This is a genomic window from Streptomyces sp. PCS3-D2, from assembly GCF_000612545.2.
Lineage (GTDB): Bacteria > Actinomycetota > Actinomycetes > Streptomycetales > Streptomycetaceae > Streptomyces.
Map to the genome: position 1 here is coordinate 4,513,613 of NZ_CP097800.1, position 23,254 is coordinate 4,536,866.

Here is a 23,254-nt window from a genome sequence, read left to right on the forward strand (position 1 = left end):
GAAGCAGGACCGTACGGTGGGTGTTGCGCTGTGGCGTACGAAGCAGGAACAGGCGCCGTCGGCGCCGCGGCAGGTGGTGGGAGCGGACGTGGACGTCCACGGGACGGTGGCGGAGGGCTTCGAGCCCGTCAGGGACGCCTTCGCGCGCAACTTCGAGGTGCTCGGCGACCGGGGCGCGGCCGTCGCCGTCTACCGGGACGGCCGCAAGGTCGTCGACTTGTGGGGCGGCACCCGGGACGCCGACGGCACCGAGCCGTGGGCCGAGGACACCGCGCAGATCGTCCGCTCCGCCACCAAGGGCGTGGCCGCCGCGGTCCCGCTGCTCCTGCACCAGCGCGGGCTGCTCGACCTGGACGCGCCGGTCGGCGAGCACTGGCCGGAGTTCAAGACCGGCGGCAAGGAGAAGGTCCTCGTACGGGACCTGCTCGCGCACCGCGCGGGCGTTCCGGCCCTGGACCGGGGGCTGACCGCCGCCGAGGCCGCGGACGGGGTGTCCGGGCCGCGTGCGGTCGCCGCGCAGCACCCCTTCTGGGAGCCGGGCACCGGGCACGGCTACCACGCCCAGACCTACGGCTGGCTGCTGTCCGAGCTGGTGCTCCGGGTGACCGGGCGCACGCTGGGCTCCGTCCTGGCCGAGGACATCGCCGAGCCGCTCGGCGTGGACTTCTGGATCGGGCTGCCGGAAGGCCAGGCCGGGCGGGTGGGCCGGGTGGCGCCCGTCGAGCCGCCGGAGCGCGCCGGACTGCTGAGGACCAGGCCCCGCAGAAACGTTTCCGAGGCCTATGCCGACCCCGACTCCCTCACCCGCCGCGCCTTCGCCGCCATCGATCCGCTGCCGGACGAGAACGCCCCCGCGTACCGGGCCGCCGAGCTCCCCGCCTCGAACGGCATCGGCACGGCCCGCGCCCTGGCCCGGTTCTACGGGGCCACCATCGGCGCGGTCGGGGACGGCCCGCGGCTCTTCACCCCCGCCACCACCGCGCTCGCCGCCCGCGAGCACTCCGCGGGACCGGACCGGGTGCTGGTCGTGAACACCCGCTTCGGCGCCGGATACATGCTGCACGGCCCGGCCTCGCCGCTGCTCTCACCCGCCTCCTTCGGCCACCCCGGCCGCGGCGGCTCCCTGGCCTTCGCCGACCCGGACGCCGGCATCGGCTTCGGCTACGTCACCAACGCCCTGGCCACGTCGGTCACCGCCGACCCCCGGGCCCAGTCCCTGGTCCGGGCCCTGAAATCAGCCCTCTGAGGGCGCGCCGGACCCGCACGCACCTCGGCCCCGGCGGCCCCGGCGCGCGCCGGACGAGCTCGCCCGGCACGCGCCGCCCGGGCGCGCCGCACCGCCACCCGGGTGAGCCGGGGCCCGATGTCAGCCCGCGTTCAGCACCTGGGCGACGATCGGGCCGGCGGCTTCGCCGCCGTGGCCGCCACCCTCGACCATCGCGGCCGCGGCCACGTCGCCGCTGAAGCCGGTGAACCAGCTGTCCGGGCTGTCATCGGCGCCGCCGACCTCGGCCGAGCCGGTCTTCGCGCCCTTGTCCGAGCCGTGGACGGGGGCCATCGCCTCGCGTGCGGTGCCGCTGGTCGCCGTCAGCCTCATCATGGAGACGAGCTGCTGCTGCACGGAGGACTTCATCCGGCGCTGGGCCGTGGCGATCGTCCGGCCGTCCAGCTCCGGCGAGACGAGCAGCGGCTGGCGGAAGACGCCGGTGCGGGCGGTGGCGGTGATGGACGCGACGTTCAGCGGGTTCATGGTGATCCGGCCCTGCCCGATGTACGAGGCCGCGGCCTCGGCCCCCGTGGCCGGCGGGACCTTCCCGTCGGTGGACCTGACGCCCGTCTTCCAGTCCAGGCCGATGCCGAAGACCTCCGTGGCCTCCCTGGGCAGCGCGGAGTCGTCGTCGACGGGCTTGATCTGCTTGATGAAGGCGGTGTTGCAGGAGCGGGCGAAGGAGGTCGCGAACCTTGTGCCCGCGGGGAGCTCGAAGTTCTTCAGGTTGTGGAAGGCGCGGCCGCCCCAGGACACCTCCTTCGGACACTCCGCGGGCTTGTCGGCGGCGACCAGGCCGCGGTCCAGCAGCATCGCCCCCGTCACGATCTTCATCGTGGAGCCGGGTGCCCGGTTGCCCTGCATCGCCGCGTTGAAGCCGTCCGTGCGGTGGTTCGCGACGGCCAGGATGTGCCCGTTGCTCGGCTTGACGGCGACCACCGAGGCCTCCGGGAACCGGGCGACCGCCCGCTCGGCCGCCGCCTGCACCGTCGCGTCCAGGTAGGTCTTGAGGGTGCTGGGCTCGCCTTCGACGAGGGTCAGCAGGGTCCGCTTCGGTGCGTCCGCCGCGGCCGGCTCGATCCACACCTCGGCCCCGGCCCTGCCGCCCGTCTTGCTGCCGTAGTTCTGGCGCAGCTCGTCGAGGATCTGGCGCAGGGAGGGGTACTTCTCCGCCGTCAGCTCCTCGCCGTTGCGGTCCACGGCCTTGACGGGCGGGTTCGCGGCGGCGCCCGCGCGCAGCTTCTCGTCCTTGCCCAGCTGCGGGTGGATCACCGAGGGCTGCCAGTCGACCAGAGGCCTACCGGTGGTCAGCCCGCGTACGACGGTCAGCTGGGAGTCGTAGCCGAGGGGCTTGGTCGTGCCCTCGTAGGTGATCTCCGCCTCGACCCTGAAGGGCACGGTGGTGCCGTTCGCCGGGCCGGGAGTGATCACGGCCTTGGAGACGTACGCCTTGGTCCTGAAATCCCCGACCGCGCTCTGGGCGGCGGCGGCGTTGTTGGTCAGGTCGGCCGCTCCCCGCTCGTCCCCGGCGGCCCAGGCGGCCAGGAACGCCGTGGCGACCTTCTCGGCCTCCTTCTCGCCGACCGGCCCGCTGCCCCTGCCGGACCGGACGGACGCGTCCGGGTCCGCTCCCTCACCGCTGTCGTCGACCAGGGTGTACACCCCGTAGCTGGCGCCGCCGAGCATCGCCAGGAATACACCGCCGATGACGGCGCCTTTGGCTGCCCCGTTCACTCGTTCGTCCTCCCCCGTGGTCACACTTCTCTGAACGTGTTCAAAGAACCTTGGTGTCGACCTTACTCTGCGGAGTCGTATGGTGTGCACTCGTTACCGGACCATCACATCCGGAGGGCAGCTTCCTGGATCCTCCCGGCGGCGCGCTCGGCGCTGCCGATCGGGCCCCGCACACCGGGTCGAACCGGGTCGAAGTGCACGGGCCGGGGCCGTGTTCTAGCGTCGGAAGGGCGAGGGCGACCGATGCGCCGAGCCGGTCGCCCGCCCCGGAGGTCCCCGCTCCGCGCCGCCGCCCCCGCCCGTGGTCCGGCGCATCCGCGGATCGCGTGACCGACCGAGAGAGCAGGTGCATCCGCATGCGTCCGTCGGCCCGTATCCCCAGCATCCTCGCCGGCCTGGCCCTCGCCGTCGGCGGCGCCGCCGCCCTGGCCCCGTCCGCCCAGGCGGACGTGAAGGCCTGCGAGCAGTACGTCGCCCAGCACGCCCCGAAGGCCACGGACGGCGCCGCGGAGGCCTGCTACGAGGGGCAGATCGGCAACCAGGCGAGCTGTGCGTCGAGCCTCGTCGCGGCCGGCGCGGGCAAGGACGCGGCGAACTCGGCCTGCGAAGCGTCCCGCTGACCCGGACCGGTACGAACGGCGGGCCCGGCACCTGTCGGTGCCGGGCCCGCCGTTGCCCGAAGCGGTTCCGCTCACGCGAGAACCGGCGGCAGGTGTCCACCACTGCGCGAGGCGGTCCCGTCCGGGGTGCTCGATGCGGACGGTCCGGCGGGCTGCCGTCGCGCAGGGGGGCACCCGGGCGGTTCACCGCGCGTCCCGCCGAGATGCGGACAGAAGCTGTCCGCAAGGGGGTGCACTCTGGGGTTGCCGGCGCACTCCGGGCCTCTGACCGGGGCTGGGGGCGCTGTTCGACTTCGGGTATCCGGCCCGGGCGTACCTCTGAAGGAAAGGCGCGATCACCATGTCCCAGGACATCCAGCTGCTGGAGAAGGCCCTGACCCACACCGGCCAACTGCTCGGCAACGTCACCCCGGGCCAGTACGCGCTGCCCACCCCGTGCGACGACTTCGACGTCCGCACCCTGGTCAACCACATGCTCGCGGGCAACCCGTACTACGTGGGCCTCGCCCACGGCGGCGCCCCCGACTTCGCCCTGTTCGCCCAGGACCACATCGGCGACCGCCGGCCCGGCGAGGTCTACGCCGAGGGTGCGAAGGAGGCCCTGGCCGCGTGGCAGGTCGAGGGCGCGTTCCGGCGGCAGATGCCGCTGCCCGGCGGCGGCCTGGGCCCGCGGCTGGCCGACCTGCACCTCCTGGAGGCGGTCCTGCACGGCTGGGACCTCGCCACCGCCACCGACCAGGACCGCACCGGCGACCCGGACGCCGTAGCAGCGGTCTTCCGGACCTGGTACGGCAACTACCCCGATGAGATCCGCGGCGCGACCGGCATGTTCGGCCCCTCCGAGGACGCCCCGGAAGACGCCCCCGCGCTCGACCGCGTCGCCGCGTACTTCGGCCGCACCCTCTGACTCCCCGAGCCACCGGCTCCGCGGGGTGGGGCCCACCAGGAGGCGGGGCCCCTTCACGTCCGTGAGGGCGGGTGCGGTCAGTAGTGCCGCGGCCGGGTACGGCTGGGCCGTCTGTGGGCCGTCGAGGGGCGGCCCAGGACGGCGGGCGACCACCATCAACAACCACGACGGGCCCGGCACCAGAAGGTGCCGGGCCCGTCGTCTGCGCTGCTAGACCCAGGTGTCCAGCCACATGCGGCCGCGCCAGGAGTCCATGGGGAGGGTCTGGCCCGTGTAGATCGGCCAGAAGTAGATGAAGTTCCACACGATCAACAGGACCAGGACGCCCGCACCGATCGCGCCCAGGGCCCTGCGGCGTTCCGAGGAGCCGGCCGGTCCCAGCAGGGCGCCGATCATCATCGCCACCGCCAGGCACAGGTACGGGACGAAGACCACCGCGTAGAAGTAGAAGATCGTCCGCTCCTGGTAGTTGAACCAGGGCAGCAGGCCCGCGCCCAGCGCGCACGCGATCGCGCCCGCCCTCCAGTCGCGGCGGAAGAACCACCGCCACAGCACGTACAGCAGCGCGAAGCAGCCCGCCCACCACAGCAGCGGCGTGCCCAGGGCCAGGACCTCGCGGGCGCACTTGCCGGCCGCCGTCGCCGGGCAGCCGTCGGTGCCCGGCTCGGGGGACTCGTAGAAGTAGGAGACGGGCCGGCCCAGCACCAGCCAGCTCCACGGATTGGACTCGTAGGTGTGGCCCGAGGTCAGGCCCACGTGGAAGCTGTAGACCTCGGTCTCGTAGTGCCAGAGGCTGCGCACCCATTCCGGCAGGAACGACAACGAGCTGCCCTGGTCGTTCTTGGCCGCCCAGTCGCGCAGGTAGCCGCCCTTGCCGTTGTCCGGGCTGAAGATCCAGCCCGACCAGGAGGCCACGTACGTGACGATCGCGACCGGCACGGTCGAGACGAAGGCGGGCAGCGCGTCACGGCGCAGCATCGCCGCGTACGGGGTGCCAGCGCCCGCGGTGCGGCGGGCGGCGGCGTCCCACAAGACGGTCAGGACGCCGAAGAAGGCCAGGGCGATGAAGCCGTTCCACTTGGTGCCGGCGGCCAGCCCCAGGCAGACCCCGGCCAGGATCCGGTACGGGCGCCAGCCCAGCCGCAGCGTCTCGGCGATCCGCGCGTCGGGCCGGGTCCGGCCCTCCTCGTCCACCGGCAGCGCGTCCGCGAGCCGGGTCCTGGCCCGGTCGCGGTCGATGAGCAGCGCCCCGAAGGCGGCGAGCACGAAGAACATCAGCACCAGGTCGAGCAGTGCCGTGCGGCTCATCACCAGGTGCAGGCCGTCCACCGCCAGCAGTGCGCCCGCGAGGCAGCCGAGGAAGGTCGAACGGAAGAGGCGCCGCCCGATCCGGCACAGCATCAGCACCGACAGGGTGCCGAGCACGGCGGTCATGAACCGCCAGCCGAAGGGCGTGAGGCCGAACATCCACTCGCCGAGCCCGATCACCCACTTGCCGACGGGCGGGTGCACGACGTAGCCCGGGTCCGCCGGCAGGGCGACCCCGTCCGGGTTGGCGAGGATCGACTTGTCGATGTCCTTGGGCCAGTTCGCCTCGTAGCCCTGCCTGATCGTGGCCCAGGCGTCCTTGGCGTAGTACGTCTCGTCGAATATCACCGCCTTCGGGCTGCCCAGGTGCACGAACCGCAGCACGCCCGCGACCAGCGCCACCAGCAGCGGCCCGGCCCAGGCCATGATGCGCTGCCAGGTTCCCCACACCTGCGGTGGGAGCCCGAAGGTCATCCACAGCTGCCGGGACGGCTTCGTGTACGGGGGCACCAGGCGGGTGCGGACGTCCGCGCGGGGCGACGCGGCGGCGGCCGGCGCGTAGCCGAAGCCGCGCAGGCGGCGCAGCCAGGTGGGCGGCTCTTCTTCGCCGCCCGCCGTCGCGGAGGGCAGTGCCCCCGCGGGGCTGGGCGGTGGCGTCGCGGTACTGGTCACCGGCACATCGTAGGGAAGAGATCTGTGTGTGCCCCAGTGGCGTGGGTGACGAGCCGCGGGGCTGAGAGGATGGGCGGGTGACAACTGACCAGCCCCGCGGTACCGAGCCCACTTCCCCGGCAGGCGTCCTCGTCCTCGCCGGCACCCCCATCGGCGATCTCGCCGACGCCCCGCCGCGGCTGGCCGCGGAGCTGGAGCGGGCCGATATCGTCGCCGCCGAGGACACCCGGCGGCTGCGCCGGCTGACCCAGGGGCTCGGCGTGCACACCACGGGGCGCGTCGTGTCCTACTTCGAGGGCAACGAGTCGGCCCGCACCCCCGAACTGGTCGAGGCCCTCTCCGGCGGCGCCCGCGTGCTGCTGGTGACCGACGCCGGCATGCCGTCCGTCTCCGACCCCGGATACCGGCTGGTCGCGGCAGCCGTGGAGAAGGACATCAAGGTCACCGCGGTCCCCGGGCCGTCCGCCGTGCTCACCGCGCTCGCGCTGTCCGGGCTGCCCGTGGACCGGTTCTGCTTCGAGGGCTTCCTGCCGCGCAAGGCGGGCGAGCGCCTCGGCCGGCTGCGCGAGGTCGCGGGCGAGCGCCGCACACTGGTCTACTTCGAGGCCCCGCACCGGCTCGACGACACCCTGGTGGCGATGGCCGAGGTCTTCGGCGCCGAGCGGCGGGCCGCGGTCTGCCGCGAGCTCACGAAGACCTACGAGGAGGTCAGGCGCGGCGGCCTCGGCGAGCTCGCCGCCTGGGCCGCCGAAGGGGTGCGCGGGGAGATCACCGTCGTGGTGGAGGGCGCCCCCGACGCCGAGCCGGGCGACGTGGACGACGAGGAGCTCGTACGCAGGGTGCGGGTGCGCGAGGAGGCGGGGGAGCGCCGCAAGGAGGCCATCGCGGCCGTCGCGGCCGAGGCCGGGGTACCCAAGCGCGACGTCTTCGACGCGGTGGTGGCGGCAAAGAATGCGGCACGAAAGGCGCCATGAACCGGTAAAGGGCTAACCTGAAAGGCAAAGCTCAGACCGTGCGCCGGGCGCTTTGGGCATGAGTCGCCCAAAGGCCGTCCAACACTGGACAGGACCTGATGCGCTCCCGCCCGAAGAGGCGTCCACTGGCAAAGGCACCAGTGGAACAAGAGGAGCTGGCATGAGTGAGATCGCAGACACCCCGGTACCCGTCCAGGCCTCGGCACCCGCACGTTTCTCCAGCCCCGACGTGCACACCGTGCAGGAGGCGTATTCCTTCGCGTGCATGCGCTGCGCGTACGGCTGGGAGCAGGAGTACCGGATCGAGCACCACGTCGACGGCCGCGGCGAACCGTTCATCATGTACACGGTCGACGGCGAGCGGGTGCCCTCCCCGCTGTCCAACCCCAGCTGCATGAACTGCGGCGGGCACGTCGTACGGATCATGCGGGCGGGGCAGGTCTCCTCGGTGCTCGGGACGATCGACCGCCTCTACCACCACCGCATAGCGCCCGGGATCGCCGGACCGGTGCCGGCGGGAGCGAACGTCCCGCGCACTCCGGGGCCCCGCAGGTCCGCCGAGCGCCACGACGCCCCCGGCCCCGTCGCCGTCGGCGACGACGAGAAGCGCGGGGGCCTGCTCTCCCGGCTGAAGGGGTTCCTGCGCCGGTCATAGGATCGGCCCATGAGCCCTTCCTCCACCTCCAAGGACGCACCTCCGCCGCTGCCCGAACCGCTCCGGGTGGCGGTGGCGGACTCGCACACCCACCTGGACATGCAGGCGGGAACCGTCGAGGAGGGCCTCGCCAAGGCCGCCTCGGTCGGCGTGACCACAGTGGTCCAGGTCGGCTGCGACGTGAAGGGCTCCCGGTGGGCCGCCGAGACCGCGGCCGCGTACGACAACGTCCACGCGGCCGTGGCCCTGCACCCCAACGAGGCCCCGCGCATCGTGCACGGCGATCCGGACGGCTGGTCCCGCCAGGGCGCCCGGACCGGCGGCGGCGAGGCCGCCCTGGACGACGCCCTCGCCGAGATCGAGGCCCTGGCCGCCCTCGGCCACGTCAAGGCTGTCGGCGAGACCGGCCTCGACTTCTTCCGCACCGGGCCCGAGGGCGTGGCCGCGCAGGAGCGTTCCTTCCGCGCCCACATCGAGATCGCCAAGCGGCAGGGCAAGGCCCTCGTCATCCACGACCGCGACGCCCACGCCGACGTGCTGCGCGTCCTGCGCGAGGAGGGCGCCCCCGAGCGGACCGTCTTCCACTGCTACTCGGGAGACGCCGACATGGCCCGCGAGTGCGCCGCCGCCGGCTACTACCTGTCCTTCGCCGGAACCGTCACCTTCAAGAACGCCGCGCCGCTGCGCGAGGCGCTGGCCGTGGCCCCGCTGGAACTGGTCCTCGTCGAGACGGACGCGCCCTACCTGACCCCCGCGCCCTACCGCGGACGGCCCAACGCGCCGTACCTCATTCCGCTGACGGTGCGCGCGATGGCCGCGGTCCGCGGAATCGACGAGGACGCGATGGCCACCGCCCTGGCGGCCAACACGTCCCGCGCCTTCGACTACTGACCGCCCCACCCCGGACGGGCACGTAGGGTAGTCGTACGACTTTGTTCCGTAATGACTCCTCGGCTAGGGTGCCGTGCCGCAACCAGCGGGTGCCGGACCACCAGGGGAGCGAGCGTCGTGAGCGATACGCAGGGCAGTCACCTCCGAGGCGCTCCCGTCCCGGACGCGTACGGGGGCGGATCCCCGGCCTGGCCGGCCTGGCCGGTCTGGCCCGCCGCCGAAGCCGGTCCGGTCGGTCCCGCTCCCGGCGACCCCGGTCCGGTCGACGCCGGACCCTCGTCGTGGGAGACGGAACCGGCCGTCCCCCTCCCCGCCCCGCGCGCCGAGGACCAGGACGGTGAAGGGCCCGTGCCGGTACCCGCCCCGGGAACGGGCCGCCGCCGCGCCCCCACGCCCACCCCCACCATCGCCGACGTCGGGGCGCTCGCCCCCGGCCGACGGGCCCGCGGCCGCACCTCCCTCGCCGAGCCCCCGACCGGCACCGGCCGCCGCCGCGGCCCCGCCGCACCGGCTCTCCCCGCCCCTCCGCACGCCGGGACGGGACACGGCCGCCGCCGCGCCACCGGACCGGTGCTCCCCGGTCCCCCCGCATCCGCTGCCGACTGGCGGCGGATCGTGCCCCAGGCCCTGGTCGTCGCCTTCCTGGCCGGTGGCACGACCGCGTTCGTCGCCGCGGACAAGTCGGTACGCCTCACCGTCGACGGAGTCCCGAGGCACCTGCACACCTTCGCCGGGGACGTGGAGGAACTGCTCGCCGCGGAAGGGCTCGACGTCGGCCCCCACGACCTCGTGGCCCCCGCCCCGGGGGAACCCCTCGACGACGGCGAGGAGATCGTCGTCCGCTACGGCCGCCCCCTGCGCCTGACCCTCGACGGACAGCAGCGCCAGGTGTGGACCACCGCCCGCACCGTCGAAGGCGCCCTGCGCCAGTTCGGCATCCGTGCCGAGGGCGCCCACCTCTCCGCCCCGCGCACCGCCCCCGTACCGCGCTCCGGCCTGACCCTCAGCGTCCGTACCGAGCGGAGCGTCACCTTCATGGCCGACGGCCGCGAACGCACCGTCCGCACCAACGCCGCCACCGTCCAGGAGGCCCTCGACCAGGCGGGCATCACCCTCCGGGACCAGGACACCACCTCCGTGCCGCCCACTGCCTTCCCGCGCGACGGCCAGACCGTCACCGTGCTCCGCATCACCGGCACCCGAGAGGTCCGCGAGGAGCGCATTCCCTTCGGGACCGAGCGGGTCGACGACGCCGAGCTCTTCGCCGGGACCGAGGTCGTCGAGCGGGCCGGCCGGCCCGGGGTGCGCAGGGTCACCTACAGCCTGCGCACCGTCAACGGGGTCCGGCAGAAGCCCCGAGCCATCGCCGACGAGGTCGTGCGCGAGCCCGTCACCCAGTACGTCAGGATCGGCACCCGGCCCCTGCCCCGCTCGGTCGCCGGCGCGGACGGCCTCAACTGGGCGGCCCTCGCCCAGTGCGAGTCCGGCGGCCGGCCCTCCGCCACCGACGCCTCGGGGACGTACGGCGGCCTGTACCAGTTCGACGTGCGCACCTGGCAGGGTCTGGGCGGCAGCGGCCGCCCGCAGGACGCCCCGGCCACGGAACAGACCTACCGGGCGAAGAAGCTCTACGTGCAGCGGGGGGCGAGCCCGTGGCCCCACTGCGGCCGCAGGCTCACGTCGTAGTCGGGACCACTCGGCCGATCTGAGACGCTTTACCGGTGAGCACCGCAGAGCAGCAGCCCGATAACCCCGCGCCCAGCGCCCCCGACGCCCTTCTGGGCCCCGCCGACGTCCGGGAACTGGCCGCCGCCCTCGGCGTACGCCCGACGAAGCAGAAGGGGCAGAACTTCGTCATCGACGCCAACACGGTGCGCCGGATCGTGCGCACCGCCGAGGTCCGCCCGGACGACGTGGTCGTCGAGGTCGGCCCCGGGCTGGGCTCGCTGACGCTCGCGCTGCTGGAGGCCGCCGACCGGGTCGTCGCCGTCGAGATCGACGACATCCTGGCGGCCGCCCTGCCCGCAACCATCGAGGCCCGCATGCCCGCGAAGAAGGACCGCTTCGCGCTGGTCCACTCCGACGCGATGCTGGTCACCGAACTGCCCGGCCCGGCACCGACCGCACTGGTCGCGAACCTGCCCTACAACGTGGCCGTACCCGTCCTGCTGACCATGCTCGACCGCTTCCCGAGCATCGAGCGGACCCTCGTCATGGTCCAGGCCGAGGTCGCCGACCGGCTGGCCGCCGAGCCCGGCAGCAAGGTCTACGGCGTGCCCTCCGTCAAGGCCGGCTGGTACGCGCACGTCAAGCGCGCCGGAGCCATCGGCCGCAAGGTCTTCTGGCCCGCGCCCAACGTCGACTCCGGCCTGGTCTCCCTCGTGCGCCGCACCGAGCCGGTCAGGACGAGCGCCACGAAGGAAGAGGTCTTCGCGGTCGTCGACGCGGCGTTCGCGCAGCGCCGCAAGACCCTGCGCGCCGCGCTGGCCGGCTGGGCCGGATCGGCGGCGGGCGCGGAGGCCGCGCTGGTCGCCGCGGGCGTCTCCCCGCAGGCCCGCGGCGAGTCCCTGACGGTGGAGGAGTTCGCCGCGATCGCCGAGCACAAGCCCGCCCCGGAGAGGCCCGCACTGTGAGCACGCGCCCCGAGAGCACCCGTACGACGCCCGTCACCGTGCGGGTCCCCGCGAAGGTCAACGTCCAGCTGGCCGTGGGCGCGGCCCGCCCCGACGGCTACCACGACCTGGCCAACGTCTTCCTCGCCGTGTCCCTCTTCGACGAGGTGACGGCGACCCCGGCCGAGGCGCTCACGGTGACCTGCGAGGGCCCGGACGCCGACAAGGTCCCGCTGGACCGCACCAACCTCGCGGCGCGGGCGGCCGAGATCCTCGCCGCCCGGGCCGGCCTCGAACCGCGGGTCCACCTGCACATCGCCAAGAGCATCCCCGTCGCGGGCGGCATGGCCGGCGGCAGCGCCGACGGCGCTGCCGCCCTGCTGGCCTGCGATGCCCTGTGGGGCCTGGACACCCCGCGCGGGGAGCTCCTCGACATCTGCGCGGAGCTCGGCAGCGACGTCCCGTTCAGCCTGGTCGGCGGCGCCGCGCTCGGCACCGGCCGCGGCGAGGTGCTCACCCCGGTGACGGCCGGCTCCTTCCACTGGGTGTTCGCGGTGGCCGACGGCGGCCTGTCCACCCCGGCCGTCTTCCGCGAGTTCGACCGCCTCACCGCCGATGTCGCGGTCCCGGAGCCCGGGGCCTCGCCGGACCTTCTCGCCGCCCTCGCCTCCGGAGACCCGGACGCCCTGGCCGCCACCCTGGCCAACGACCTCCAGCCGGCCGCCCTCTCGCTGCGGCCGTCCCTGCGGGCGACGCTGGACGCGGGCCTCGGCGCCGGCGCCCTCGCCGCCCTGGTCTCCGGCTCGGGCCCCACCACGGCCTTCCTCGTCGCCGACGGGGAAGCCGCCGCCAAGGTCGCGGCAGCCCTGGTCGCCTCGGGCACCTGCCGCGCCACCCACACGGCCTGGTCCCCCGCTCCGGGAGCCACGGTCCTGCCGTCCTGACCCCCGGCTGCGCGACCCGGCTGCGCGGCCCGGCTGCGGCCTACTCAGGCCGGAGTTGAGTATCCGCACCCTGTCGGGAGACGCCCGGCCGGGGCCACCGTGGGGTCATGACAGTCAGTGCGCGAACCATGGCCGCCGCCACCCCAGCCGACCGCGACCGGTACGTCGACCTGCTGCGCGTCGCCTCGCTCGGCACCGTCATCACCGGGCACTGGCTGATGGCCGCCGTCGGTGGCGACGGCATAGGGAACCTGCTCGCCCTCGTGCCGGCCCTCCAGGTGCTCACCTGGGGGCTGCAGGTCATGCCCGTCTTCTTCTTCGTCGGCGGCTTCTCGCACGCCCTGTCCTACCGCTCCCTGGCCCGCCGCACCGAAGGGCCCGTCTACGCCGCCTTCCTGCGGGCTCGGCTGCGCCGGCTGCTGCGGCCCACCCTCGTCTTCGTCCTGGTGTGGGCCGCCGTCGCGCTCGCCGTGCAGCTCGCCGGCCGCGGCGACGGCACGCTGACCGGTGCCGCCCTGCGGCTGGTCACCCAGCCGCTGTGGTTCATCGGGATCTACCTGGCCATGGTCGCCCTCACCCCGCCACTGCTCAGGCTGCACGAGCGCCACGGCTGGGCGGCCTTCGCCGCCCTCGCCGGCGCCGCCGCGCTCGTCGACGTCCTGCGCTTCGCACTCGGCGTCCCGTACGTGGAGTTCCTGAACTTCGCCCTGGTCTGGCTCGCCGTCCACCAGCTCGGCTTCCTGCGGGCCGACGCACGCATCCGCCGCCCCGCCGCCCTCGCCGCCGCCGGCCTCGCCGGGGCCGCGCTGCTGGTGGCCTTCGGCCCGTACCCGCTGTCCATGGTCGGGATGCCCGGCGAGAAGGTCTCCAACATGGCACCGCCCACCCTGGCCCTGCTGTGCCACGGACTGTGGCTCGTCGGGGCCGTGCAGCTCGCCGCCCGGCCCGCCGCCGCCCGGCTGGCGCGGCCCCGCGTGTGGCGTGCGGTCGTCGCCGCGAACGGCGTCGCCATGACCGCCTTCCTCTGGCACCTCACCGCGATGCTCGCCGTGTACGGGGCCCAGCTCGCCCTCGGCGTGGACCTGCCGGAACCCGCCACCGCCGCCTGGTGGGCGCAGGTCCCCGTACGGATCTTGGCGGCCGCCGCGCTGACCGGTGTGTTGGTCGCCCTGCTGCGCCGCTTCGAGGCCCCCGCACCGGCCGGCCCGGCCGCTCCCGCAGGAGCCGCCGCGGGCCCCGTTGCCGCCTTCGGGATCACCCTGTGCCTGCTCGGCGTCCTGGGCCTGTCCATGACCGGGCTGGGGGGCCTCCTCGACGGCCACAGCGCCACGCTCGTCGCCCTCCCGGTCACCGCGCCCGCCGCGATCGCCATGGCACTGGGCGGCGCCTGGCTGGTGGAACGGTCGGCCCCGGCCCGGAGGGTTAGGCTGAGGGGCTGATCCACACCCCTTCCCTGGAGCGCGTCTGATGGCCGTCAATCTGGTCAATGTCGAGGCAGTCAGCAAGGTGTACGGCACACGTACTCTGCTGGACGGTATCTCCCTCGGCGTGTCCGAGGGAGACCGGATCGGCGTCGTCGGCCGCAACGGCGACGGCAAGACCACCCTCATCCGGATGCTCGCCAAACTGGAGGAGCCCGACAGCGGGCGCGTCACCCAGTCCGGCGGCCTGCGCATGGGCGTCCTCACCCAGCACGACTCCCTCGACCCCGCGGCGACCGTCCGCCACGAGATCATCGGCGACATGGCCGACCACGAGTGGGCCGGTAACGCCAAGATCCGCGACGTCCTCACCGGACTCTTCGGCGGCCTCGACCTGCCCGGCTTCAACCAGGGCCTCGACACCGTCATCGGCCCGCTCTCCGGCGGCGAGCGCCGCCGCATCGCCCTGGCCAGGCTCCTCATCGCCGACCAGGACCTGCTGATCCTCGACGAGCCCACCAACCACCTCGACGTCGAGGGCATCGCCTGGCTGGCCGGCCACCTCCAGGCGCGCCGCTGCGCGCTCGTCTGCGTCACCCACGACCGCTGGTTCCTCGACCAGGTCTGCACCCGCATGTGGGACGTCCAGCGCGGCGAGGTCTTCGAGTACGAAGGCGGCTACAGCGACTACGTCTTCGCCCGCGCCGAGCGCGAGCGCATCGCCGCCACCGAAGAGGCCAAGCGGCAGAACCTGATGCGCAAGGAGCTTGCCTGGCTGCGTCGCGGCGCCCCCGCCCGCACCTCCAAGCCGCGCTACCGCATCGAGGCCGCCAACGAGCTCATCGCCGACGTCCCGCCGCCGCGCGACAAGTCCGAGCTGATGCGCTTCGCCAACGCCCGCCTCGGAAAGACCGTCTTCGACCTTGAGGACGTCACCGTCCAGGCCGGCCCCAAGACCCTCCTCAAGCACCTCACCTGGCACCTGGGCCCCGGCGACCGCGTCGGTCTCGTCGGTGTCAACGGCGCCGGCAAGACCTCCCTGCTGCGCGCCCTCGCCGAGGCCGCCCGCACCCAGGGCGAGGCCCAGCCCGCCGCGGGCCGGGTCATCGTCGGCAAGACCGTCAAGCTGGCCTACCTCTCCCAGGAGGTCGGCGAACTCGACCCGTCCCTGCGGGTCCTGGAGGCCGTCCAGCGCGTCCGCGACCGCGTCGACCTCGGCAAGGGCCGCGAGATGACGGCGGGCCAGCTGTGCGAGCAGTTCGGCTTCACCAAGGAGAAGCAGTGGACGCCGGTCGGCGACCTCTCCGGCGGCGAGCGCCGCCGCCTGCAGATCCTGCGCCTGCTGATGGACGAGCCCAATGTCCTCTTCCTCGACGAGCCCACCAACGACCTCGACATCGAGACCCTGACCCAGCTGGAGGACCTCCTCGACGGCTGGCCCGGCTCGATGATCGTGATCTCCCACGACCGGTTCTTCATCGAGCGCACCACCGACACCGTGATGGCGTTGCTCGGCGACGCGAGCCTGCGCATGCTGCCGCGGGGACTGGACGAGTACCTGGAACGCCGTCAGAGGATGGTCGAGGCGGCCGCCCCGGCGCCCGCGCCGGCCGCCGCCGCAGCGGCCAAGTCCACCTCGTCGGGCGACTCGCGCGCGGCGAAGAAGGAACTGCAGAAGATCGAGCGGCAGCTCAACAAGCTGGCCGACCGCGAGGGGAACCTGCACGCCCAGATCGCCGAACACTCCACCGACTACGACAAGGTGGCCAAACTCGACGCGGAGTTGCGCGAACTTCTCTCCGACCGCGACGCATTGGAGATGCGCTGGCTGGAGCTCGCCGAGGAGGCGTAGATTCCGCGGGTCTCCGGGGCGAACTGCCCCGATAACGGCGGCGTCACGGGCCGGTCCTCCCTTGGGAACAGGGGGCGGACCGGTCCGTTGTATGCGCGGCGTCAGTGATAGAAAGGTCAAACTCCCGCCCCCTCCGAAGCCGAAAGTGCGCTGATGACCGAGCCGCCCCAGCCGCCGAACCAGCCGCCGACACCTTCCGGTTACGGACACCTGCCCGGCCCGCCGCAGCAGGGCCACGGCTTCCCGCCGCCGGGCGAGAACCCCTACGCGCAAGCGCCCGCACACCCGCCGCAGCCCGGCTACGCGCCGCAGCCCGGCTACGCGCCGCAGTCCGGTTACCCGCCGCAGCCGCCCACCGTCCCGGCCTACCCGGCCCACGGCCTGCAGTCGCCCCCGCCCGGCGCGCCCGGCCAGCCGCCGAGGAAGAAGCTGCCCCTGCTCATCGCGGCCTCCGTCGCGGCCGCGCTCGTCCTCGGCGGCGTCGGCTACCTCGCCTTCGGCACCGGGGACGAAGACCCCGGGCAGCCCGTCGCCCAGGAGTCCGGCGACGCGAAGCCCTCCGGCTCCCCGTCCGTGGACGTCGGCGACGGCAGCGGCCCCGGCGGCAACCAGCAGACCGACCTCAACGCCGGCCGCAAGCAGGGCGAGGACAAGGTCCTCTGGCTCAAGACCACCAAGATCGACGGTCCAGGGGCCGGAGTGGGCACCCACGGCCAGTGGGTCGTGGGCGACACCGTGGCCAAGACCGTCGGCAAGACGATCAAGGGCTACTCGGTCGCCGATGGCAAGGAGAAGTGGACGATCACCTTCCCTGCCGACATCTGCGGCGTGACCCGGAAGACCACCGACGACGGCAAGACCGTCGTGCTGTACGAGAACGGTCCGTCGGAGACCGCCGACTGCAACCAGATGCGCATGGTCGACCTCAAGGCGGGCAAGGAGGGCTGGTCGAAGGAGGTGTCCAAGGAGAGCGCCTTCGACATGTTCCTCGACCCCAGCCTGGCCATGACCGGGGACACCGTCACCGTCAACCGGCTCACCCGGGCCACCGCCTTCCGGATCAGCACCGGTGAGAAGCTCTTCGGCAGCCCTGCCGAGGGCTGCGTGCCGGGCGCCTACGCCGCCGGAAACGGCAAGTTGATCGGCGTCGCCACCTGCTACGACAAGGACAGCATCGTCGAGGTCCAGGACGCCGACCCGGTCACCGGCAAGAAGACGTGGACCTACCGGCTCCCCAAGGGCTGGAGGGTGGCCCGCGTCTACGGGGTCGACCCGATCGTCCTCCACCTCACGAACGCCACCACCAAGGAGAGCTCCGTCGTGGTCCTCGGCCCCGACGGCAAGCAGCGCACCACGCTCTCCGGCGAGGGCAGCTTCTCGACCGAGTGCGGCGTGAGCCGCGACGACTCCCTGCAGGGCTGTGCCACCGCCGTCGTCGACGCGGGCACCCTCTACCTGCCCACCAGGACCGCCCCCGGCAAGGCCAACGAGATCGTCGCCTTCGACCTGAACACCGGCAAGGCCAAGTGGCGCGTCCCGGCGGGCGAGGGCCGCACCCTGGAGCCGCTCAAGGCGGCGAACGGACAGCTGATCGCCTACCGCAGGGCCGAAACCCGCCAGGGCGGCGAGGTCGTCGCGATCCCCGCCGACGGCAGCACCCCGACCGCGCTCCTGCGCCACCCCTCGGGCCCCTCCGCCCCGATCGAGAGCTCCTTCTACTCCCCGGACGTCGACTACTCCGACGGGCGCTTCTTCATCTCCACGACCCGACTGGTCGCCCAGGACAAGGACGAGAAGCTCCTGATGGTCTTCGGCAAGTGAACACCCGCCCAACGCGCCGTCCACCGAGAGGCAACAGCAACCGATGAGCACCCCGCCGCCCCCCAGCCAGCCGCCGTCCGGCGGCTTCGGAGCGCCGCAGGATCCCCCGCCCGGCGGGTTCGGAGCGCCGATGCCGCCCGCCGGACCGCCCTCGCCGCCCGCCGCCCCGCATCCGCAGGCCGGGCAGCCCGCGTACGGCTACCCGCAGGCCGACCCCGGCTACGGCTATCCGCAGCAGCCCGCCGCGCCCGCGCCGTACGCCGCGCCCGCACCCCCCGCACCCCCCGCGCCCCCGGCCGGCGGGGGCGACAAGCGCACCCAGCTGATGATCGTCGGCGCGGCCCTCCTGGCCATCGTCCTGATCGTCGGCGGCGGCCTCTGGTACGCCTCGGGCGACGGCGGCGGGACCACCGCGCAGGGCGACCCGGGCGCCTCCCAGGGCGGCGACAAGAACCAGCCCGCCGCGGCCGGCAGCGAGAAGGTCCCCGCCAACCCCAGGTCGAAGACCCTCTACAACCACCCGGCGCCCACGGTGACCGACCTGGTGTCCGTCAACGGCTCGTGGCTGACCGACACCACCTACGTCAAGTCCGACGTGTCGAAGGTCGTCGGCTACAACCTCGTCGACGGCGGCAAGAAGTGGGAGGTCCCGCTCACGGGCGAGATCTGCGGCGCCACCCACCACGTCAGCGAGAACAAGACGGCGGTCCTCTTCAGGCCCACCCCGTCCACCGCCGAGAACAAGTACCCGCCGTGCACCGAGGTCGGCGTCATCGACCTGGAGGCCGGCAAGCTGGCCTGGTCCGGCAACATCAAGAGCGCCAACGGCGGCGACAAGCCCGTCCAGTTCTCCGAGATCACCCTCAGCGGCAAGACCGTCGCCGCGGCCGGCGTCTCCGGCGGCGGCGCCGCCTGGAACCTCGCCGACGGCAAGAACCTGTGGCAGCCGAAGGTCGACGGTGACAGCTGCCGCGACACCGGATACGCCGGAGGCGAGGCCCTCGCCGCCATCCGCAAGTGCGGCCGGCACCCCAACTACACGCTGCACGCCCAGCTCCTCGACCCCGCCACGGGCGCGCCCACCGGCTCCTACAAGCTCTCGCCGGGCATCGAGTACGCGCACATCGTCTCCACCCAGCCGTTCGTCGTGGCGGCCGACGTCGGCGACAACGCCAAGGGCGGCAAGGGCGTCAGCGACCTGTTCGTCGTCGACCCCAAGGGCGAGCTGAAGGCGCGCATCCCGCTCGCCGCCGGCACCTTCGCCGCCAAGTGCGGCTCCACCGACGTCGAGAAGTGCTCCAACATGGTCGTCGGCAACGGCAAGATCTACGTGCCCGCCGCAGAGCACCAGGGCCAGTCGCCCACCGGCCGCACCAACGAACTGCTCTCCTTCGACCTGGAGACCGGAAAGCAGACCACCGACCGGGCCGACGCGGGCGAGCGGTACACCATGTTTCCGCTGCGCATGGACGGGCCGAACATCATCGCCTACAAGGTCCCCCCGTACGACAAGGGCGGCCAGATCGTCAGCATCGACGGCACGACGATGAAGGAGACCCTCCTGATGGAGAACCCGGCCGACAGGGACGTCCGGCGCGCCGAGACCTCCTTCTCGCCCGAGTTCTCCTCCGAGCTGCGCTACCGCAACGGCAAGCTCTTCATGTCGAAGCAGAACGTCAGCAAGCCGTACTCGACCGACCCGGAATACCTGTTCGTGTCCTTCACCGCGAGCTGACCCGCACAGCACCGCCCGAAGCCCCCGGTCCGTACCGATCGGGGGCTTCTGCGCGGTATCCCCCGCGCACCGTCGAACAAGCGTGTAGCTTGCCGGGTCAGAAGAGTGGGGGTGGATTCCTCGATGGGCGTACGGGTCGTGGTGGTCGACGACCACCGGCTGCTGGCCGAGGCGCTGGCCTCTGCCCTGAAGCTGCGCGGCCACCGGGTGCTGGCGGCCGCGGCCCCGGCGGCCGGCGCCGCCGAGCTGGTCATCAGCCGCGCCCCCGAGGTCTGCCTCCTCGGTACGGCCGCACCCGCCGAGCCCGGGGCCTTCGAGCCCGTGGTGCGCATCAGGCGGGAGCGCCCGCAGATCGCCGTGGTCGTCCTCGGCCCGGTGCCCAGCCCGCGCGGGATCGCCGCCGCCTTCGCCGCCGGCGCCTGCGGCTACGTACGCCAGGACGAGCGCATCGAGGGTGTGGAGCGGGCGCTGGCCAAGGCGCGGGCGGGCGAGTCGGCGATCGCCCCGCAACTGCTTCAGGGCGCCTTCGCGGAACTCCTGAACCCCGCGGCCCAGCCCGACGACGAAGGCAGCAGGCTGCTCCGGCTGCTGACTCCGCGCGAGGTGGAGGTCCTGGTGCGGGTCGCCGAGGGAGAGGACACCCGGCTGATCGCCGCCGGCATGGAGATCGCGCCGAGCACCGCCCGTACGCACGTCCAGCGGGTGCTGATGAAGCTGGGGGTCGGATCGCGGCTGGAGGCGGCCGCACTGGCCGCCCGTACCGGCCTGCTCGACCGGGCCCTGCCCGGGCCGTCGTCCGCCCCACCGCAGGGCTGACCGGGACGGCGGCCGGGAGCCGCCGATTTCCCCCGCGGGCGCCGCATCGGGTAAGCCAGTGCCCACGCGCGCACCCACGCGCGCGTGGTCCCCCGCGAGAGGCAGTAGGCGAGTGAGCAAGTACCTGGTAACCGGTGGCGCCGGATACGTCGGCAGCGTGGTCGCGGCCCACCTCCTGGAGGCCGGCCACGAGGTGACCGTCCTCGACGACCTCAGCACCGGCTTCCGCGTCGGCGTCCCCGACGGCGCCGCGTTCATCGAGGGCCGGATCCAGGACGCCGCCCGCCACATCGACCCCTCCTACGACGCCGTGCTGCACTTCGCCGCCTCCTCGCAGGTCGGCGAGTCCGTCGTGAACCCGGGCAAGTACTGGGAGAACAACGTCGGCGGGACCCTCGCCCTGCTGGCCGCGATGCGCGAGGCCGGCGTGCGCAGGCTCGTCTTCTCCTCCACCGCCGCCACCTACGGCGAGCCGGCCGAGGGCCTGCTGACCGAGGCCTCGGTGACCGCGCCGACCAACCCCTACGGCGCCTCCAAGCTCGCCGTCGACCACATGATCGCGGGGGAGTGCGTCGCGCACGGCCTGGCCGCGGTGTCCCTGCGCTACTTCAACGTGGCCGGCGCCTACGGCGCGTTCGGTGAGCGGCACAGCCCCGAGACGCACCTGATCCCGCTGGTCCTCCAGGTCGCGCTCGGCGAGCGCGAGTCGATCTCGGTGTTCGGCGAGGACTACCCGACCCCGGACGGCACCTGCGTGCGCGACTACATCCACGTCGCCGACCTGGCGGAGGCCCATCTGGCCGCCCTGCGCGCCGCCACCCCCGGAGAGCACCTGATCTGCAACCTGGGCAACGGCAGCGGCTTCTCGGTCCGCGAGGTCATCGAGACCGTCCGCAAGGTCACCGGGCGGGAGATCCCCGAGGTCGTCGCCCCGCGCAGGGCCGGCGACCCGGCGATGTTGGTGGCCTCCGCCCGCACGGCACACGAGCGCCTCGGCTGGACCCCGAGCCGCTCGGACCTGACCGGCATCATCCGCGACGCGTGGAACTTCGCGCGCACGCACACCGCCTGACCGGCCGGGTCTCCTTTCGCCCCGGGGCTCCTCTTCCTGCTCCGCGCGGAAGGAGCCGGCCGCCGGCCGCCGGCCCCGGCGCGTCGGCCGACCCGTCCGTGCGGCGGTCGCGCCGGACCCGGGCGCCCGGCAGGGGCGCCCGGGTCCGGCACGCGCCCGCTGGGGGCGTGTGGGGCCGAGCCGTGCGCTGCGGCCGTGCGCAGCGCGCGGGCGCCCGGCGTGCACGCGCCGGGTGAAATGCCCCCCGTGCACCTGCCAGTGGCACGCGCCCGTGCGCCGGGCGTCCCACAGCCGCCGATTCAGGCGATTTCAAGCCACGGCTGAGCCCCCGCGGAAGCCGCACCCCCGAAATCTGCGGGGAAAACTTCTGCTATTCGGCCAACTGCGAGCCGCCCCCGGCCCTACGCTGATGCGTGACACCGGTGGGGGCCGGTGTTGATTCAGGGGTCGAGACACGTCGGGTACGTCGTCCGGTCCGGGGTAGTGCAGATATGTCTCGGCGGCGGCCGGGCTGCGGATCACCCGGTCCTGGCGCCGTACCCGCCGTCGTCCGTTCCCCTACCCTTGGGGGTTTTGTGGTTCGTATCCGGGTTCTCGTCGTCGACGATCACCGCATCTTCGCCGAATCGCTCGCAGCCGCGCTCGCCGCCGAACCGGACGTGGACGTGTCCGCGGCCGGCAGTGGTCCCGCCGCGCTGCGCTGCCTCGAACGCGCGGTGGCCGAGGGCCGCCGTTTTGACGTCCTGCTGGTCGACGCCGACCTCGGCGCGGTCGCCGGGGCCGTGCCTGCCCAGCGGGAGCCGGGGGCCGGGCCACCGCAGCCCGGCTCGGACGGGATCGCGCTGGTGGCCGGGGTGCGGGTGGCCCACCCCGGGGTCCGCACCGTGGTCCTCGCCGAGCGTGACGACCCACGTCGGGCCGCTCTCGCCCTCCAGGCCGGAGCCTCGGGGTGGGTGGCCAAGGACTGCTCCCTCTCGCGCCTGCTGGCCGTCGTCCGCGGGGTCCTGCGGGAGGAGACCCACCTCCCGCCCGCGCTGCTCACCGGAGTGCTGCGGGAGCTGACCGCGGCGCGCAAGCACCGCACGGACAGCGAACGGCTCGTGGAGTCCCTCACCCCGCGCGAGCACGAGGTGCTGCGCTGCATGGTGGCGGGGCTGGGCCGCAAGGACGTGGCGGCGCGGCTGTTCCTGTCCCCGCACACGGTCCGCACCCACATGCAGAACGTCCTGGGCAAGCTCGGTGTGCACTCCACGCTGGCCGCGGTGGCGCTGGCCCGGCGGGCCGGCGTGCGGCCCGCCGACCTAGCCGGGGATGTTGTCGAACGGAGCGGTCAACTGGCGTAGCAGTCCGGCGAGATCGCCGCGCTGACTCTGCGAGAGCTGGGCCAGGATCGCCCGTTCCTGGGCCAGCAGCCCGGCGAGGGCCTGGTCGGCGCGGTCCCGCCCCTCGGGCGTGAGCCGGACCAGGACCCCGCGGCGGTCGCTGGGGTCCGGGAGCCGTTCGACGAGGCCCTTCTTGGCGAGCCGGTCGATGCGGTTGGTCATGGTGCCGGAGGTGACCAGGGTCTGGGTCAGCAGCTGGCCGGGGGAGAGCTGGTAGGGGGCGCCGGCGCGGCGCAGCGACGTCAGGACGTCGAACTCCCAGGGTTCCAGGCCGTGCTCGGCGAAGGCCAGCCTGCGGGCGCGGTCGAGATGGCGCGCGAGCCTGCTGACGCGGCTCAGTACCTCGAGCGGTTCCACGTCGAGGTCAGGGCGCTCCCGCCGCCATGCCGCCACCAGTCGGTCGACCTCGTCCTCCATGCCGATCAGTGTAAGGGGTCTGTCGATGTGAAGTCTCTTCATCCCAAGTATCTCGATTGCGAGCATCTTGATATCGAGATATAAATGAACTGAGCATGGGGCATGGAGGGGGCCGGAACGGATTCCGCTTCCGATCGCCCCGCCAGCAGGGAGG

General features: G+C 73.4%; 19 protein-coding genes. 16 read left to right on the forward strand and 3 right to left on the reverse strand.

Features of this window, described 5'->3' with window-relative positions; genetic code table 11:
- The first annotated feature begins 88 nt into the window (after window positions 1-88).
- Window positions 89-1,246 carry a serine hydrolase domain-containing protein gene (locus AW27_RS19930; protein ID WP_037925527.1) on the forward strand — a complete coding sequence of 386 codons (1,158 nt, stop codon included), beginning with the start codon at window positions 89-91 and terminating at the stop codon, window positions 1,244-1,246.
- Between the two features lie 120 nt (window positions 1,247-1,366).
- Here the strand turns inward: AW27_RS19930 and AW27_RS19935 are convergent, their stop codons facing one another.
- Window positions 1,367-3,001 (reverse strand): penicillin-binding transpeptidase domain-containing protein, encoded by a 1,635-nt coding sequence (locus AW27_RS19935; protein WP_037925152.1) that lies wholly within the window; start codon window positions 2,999-3,001, stop codon window positions 1,367-1,369.
- A gap of 356 nt (window positions 3,002-3,357) precedes the next feature.
- Between AW27_RS19935 and AW27_RS19940 the strand changes: the two genes are divergently transcribed.
- Both AW27_RS19940 and AW27_RS19945 read left to right on the forward strand, forming a co-directional pair.
- Window positions 3,358-3,621 carry a hypothetical protein gene (locus AW27_RS19940; protein WP_037925154.1) on the forward strand — a complete coding sequence of 88 codons (264 nt, stop codon included), beginning with the start codon at window positions 3,358-3,360 and terminating at the stop codon, window positions 3,619-3,621.
- Between the two features lie 340 nt (window positions 3,622-3,961).
- Window positions 3,962-4,528, forward strand: a complete 567-nt coding sequence (locus AW27_RS19945) for a TIGR03086 family metal-binding protein (RefSeq protein ID WP_037925157.1) — start codon at window positions 3,962-3,964, stop codon at window positions 4,526-4,528.
- Between the two features lie 210 nt (window positions 4,529-4,738).
- On the opposite strand, the gene AW27_RS19950 is transcribed toward AW27_RS19945, so the two are convergent.
- Window positions 4,739-6,508, reverse strand: a complete 1,770-nt coding sequence (locus AW27_RS19950) for a dolichyl-phosphate-mannose--protein mannosyltransferase (protein ID WP_037925159.1) — start codon at window positions 6,506-6,508, stop codon at window positions 4,739-4,741.
- A gap of 77 nt (window positions 6,509-6,585) precedes the next feature.
- Between AW27_RS19950 and rsmI the strand changes: the two genes are divergently transcribed.
- The 13 genes from rsmI to AW27_RS20015 all read left to right on the forward strand — a co-directional run bounded on the left by rsmI (window position 6,586) and on the right by AW27_RS20015 (window position 22,644).
- Complete coding sequence (gene rsmI / locus AW27_RS19955) at window positions 6,586-7,482, forward strand: 16S rRNA (cytidine(1402)-2'-O)-methyltransferase (RefSeq protein ID WP_052031118.1); 897 nt, start codon at window positions 6,586-6,588, stop codon at window positions 7,480-7,482.
- Between the two features lie 160 nt (window positions 7,483-7,642).
- The gene (locus tag AW27_RS19960) at window positions 7,643-8,137 is read left to right on the forward strand and encodes a hypothetical protein (RefSeq protein WP_037925161.1); all 495 of its coding nucleotides are present in this window, start codon (window positions 7,643-7,645) and stop codon (window positions 8,135-8,137) included.
- Between the two features lie 9 nt (window positions 8,138-8,146).
- Window positions 8,147-9,028, forward strand: a complete 882-nt coding sequence (locus tag AW27_RS19965) for a TatD family hydrolase (protein WP_037925164.1) — start codon at window positions 8,147-8,149, stop codon at window positions 9,026-9,028.
- A 117-nt stretch (window positions 9,029-9,145) separates the two neighbouring features.
- Complete coding sequence (locus tag AW27_RS19970; RefSeq protein ID WP_304949890.1) at window positions 9,146-10,714, forward strand: resuscitation-promoting factor; 1,569 nt, start codon at window positions 9,146-9,148, stop codon at window positions 10,712-10,714.
- Window positions 10,715-10,749: 35 nt separating this feature from the next.
- Window positions 10,750-11,661, forward strand: coding sequence for a 16S rRNA (adenine(1518)-N(6)/adenine(1519)-N(6))-dimethyltransferase RsmA (rsmA, locus tag AW27_RS19975; RefSeq protein ID WP_037925167.1), 912 nt, complete (start codon window positions 10,750-10,752; stop codon window positions 11,659-11,661).
- Window positions 11,658-12,584 (forward strand): 4-(cytidine 5'-diphospho)-2-C-methyl-D-erythritol kinase, encoded by a 927-nt coding sequence (locus AW27_RS19980; RefSeq protein ID WP_052031119.1) that lies wholly within the window; start codon window positions 11,658-11,660, stop codon window positions 12,582-12,584. Before rsmA ends, AW27_RS19980 begins: the two co-directional genes overlap by 4 nt.
- A 107-nt stretch (window positions 12,585-12,691) precedes the next feature.
- Window positions 12,692-14,023 (forward strand): acyltransferase family protein, encoded by a 1,332-nt coding sequence (locus AW27_RS19985; RefSeq protein WP_037925169.1) that lies wholly within the window; start codon window positions 12,692-12,694, stop codon window positions 14,021-14,023.
- A 28-nt stretch (window positions 14,024-14,051) separates the two neighbouring features.
- Window positions 14,052-15,857, forward strand: a complete 1,806-nt coding sequence (locus AW27_RS19990; protein WP_037925172.1) for an ABC-F family ATP-binding cassette domain-containing protein — start codon at window positions 14,052-14,054, stop codon at window positions 15,855-15,857.
- Between the two features lie 153 nt (window positions 15,858-16,010).
- Window positions 16,011-17,678, forward strand: a complete 1,668-nt coding sequence (locus AW27_RS19995) for an outer membrane protein assembly factor BamB family protein (protein ID WP_037925174.1) — start codon at window positions 16,011-16,013, stop codon at window positions 17,676-17,678.
- Window positions 17,679-17,721: 43 nt separating this feature from the next.
- Window positions 17,722-19,413, forward strand: a complete 1,692-nt coding sequence (locus tag AW27_RS20000) for an outer membrane protein assembly factor BamB family protein (protein WP_037925177.1) — start codon at window positions 17,722-17,724, stop codon at window positions 19,411-19,413.
- A 123-nt stretch (window positions 19,414-19,536) separates the two neighbouring features.
- On the forward strand, window positions 19,537-20,229 hold the full coding sequence (locus AW27_RS20005) for a response regulator transcription factor (RefSeq protein ID WP_037925180.1): 693 nt from the start codon (window positions 19,537-19,539) through the stop codon (window positions 20,227-20,229).
- A gap of 112 nt (window positions 20,230-20,341) precedes the next feature.
- Window positions 20,342-21,301, forward strand: coding sequence for a UDP-glucose 4-epimerase GalE (gene galE / locus AW27_RS20010; protein ID WP_037925183.1), 960 nt, complete (start codon window positions 20,342-20,344; stop codon window positions 21,299-21,301).
- A gap of 575 nt (window positions 21,302-21,876) precedes the next feature.
- A complete protein-coding gene (locus AW27_RS20015) occupies window positions 21,877-22,644 on the forward strand; it encodes a LuxR C-terminal-related transcriptional regulator (RefSeq protein WP_037925185.1) in 768 nt (255 codons plus the stop codon).
- Here AW27_RS20015 and AW27_RS20020 read toward each other — a convergent pair.
- The gene (locus AW27_RS20020; protein ID WP_037925187.1) at window positions 22,603-23,100 is read right to left on the reverse strand and encodes a MarR family winged helix-turn-helix transcriptional regulator; all 498 of its coding nucleotides are present in this window, start codon (window positions 23,098-23,100) and stop codon (window positions 22,603-22,605) included. The genes AW27_RS20015 and AW27_RS20020 overlap by 42 nt on opposite strands.
- Window positions 23,101-23,254 lie beyond the last annotated feature (154 nt).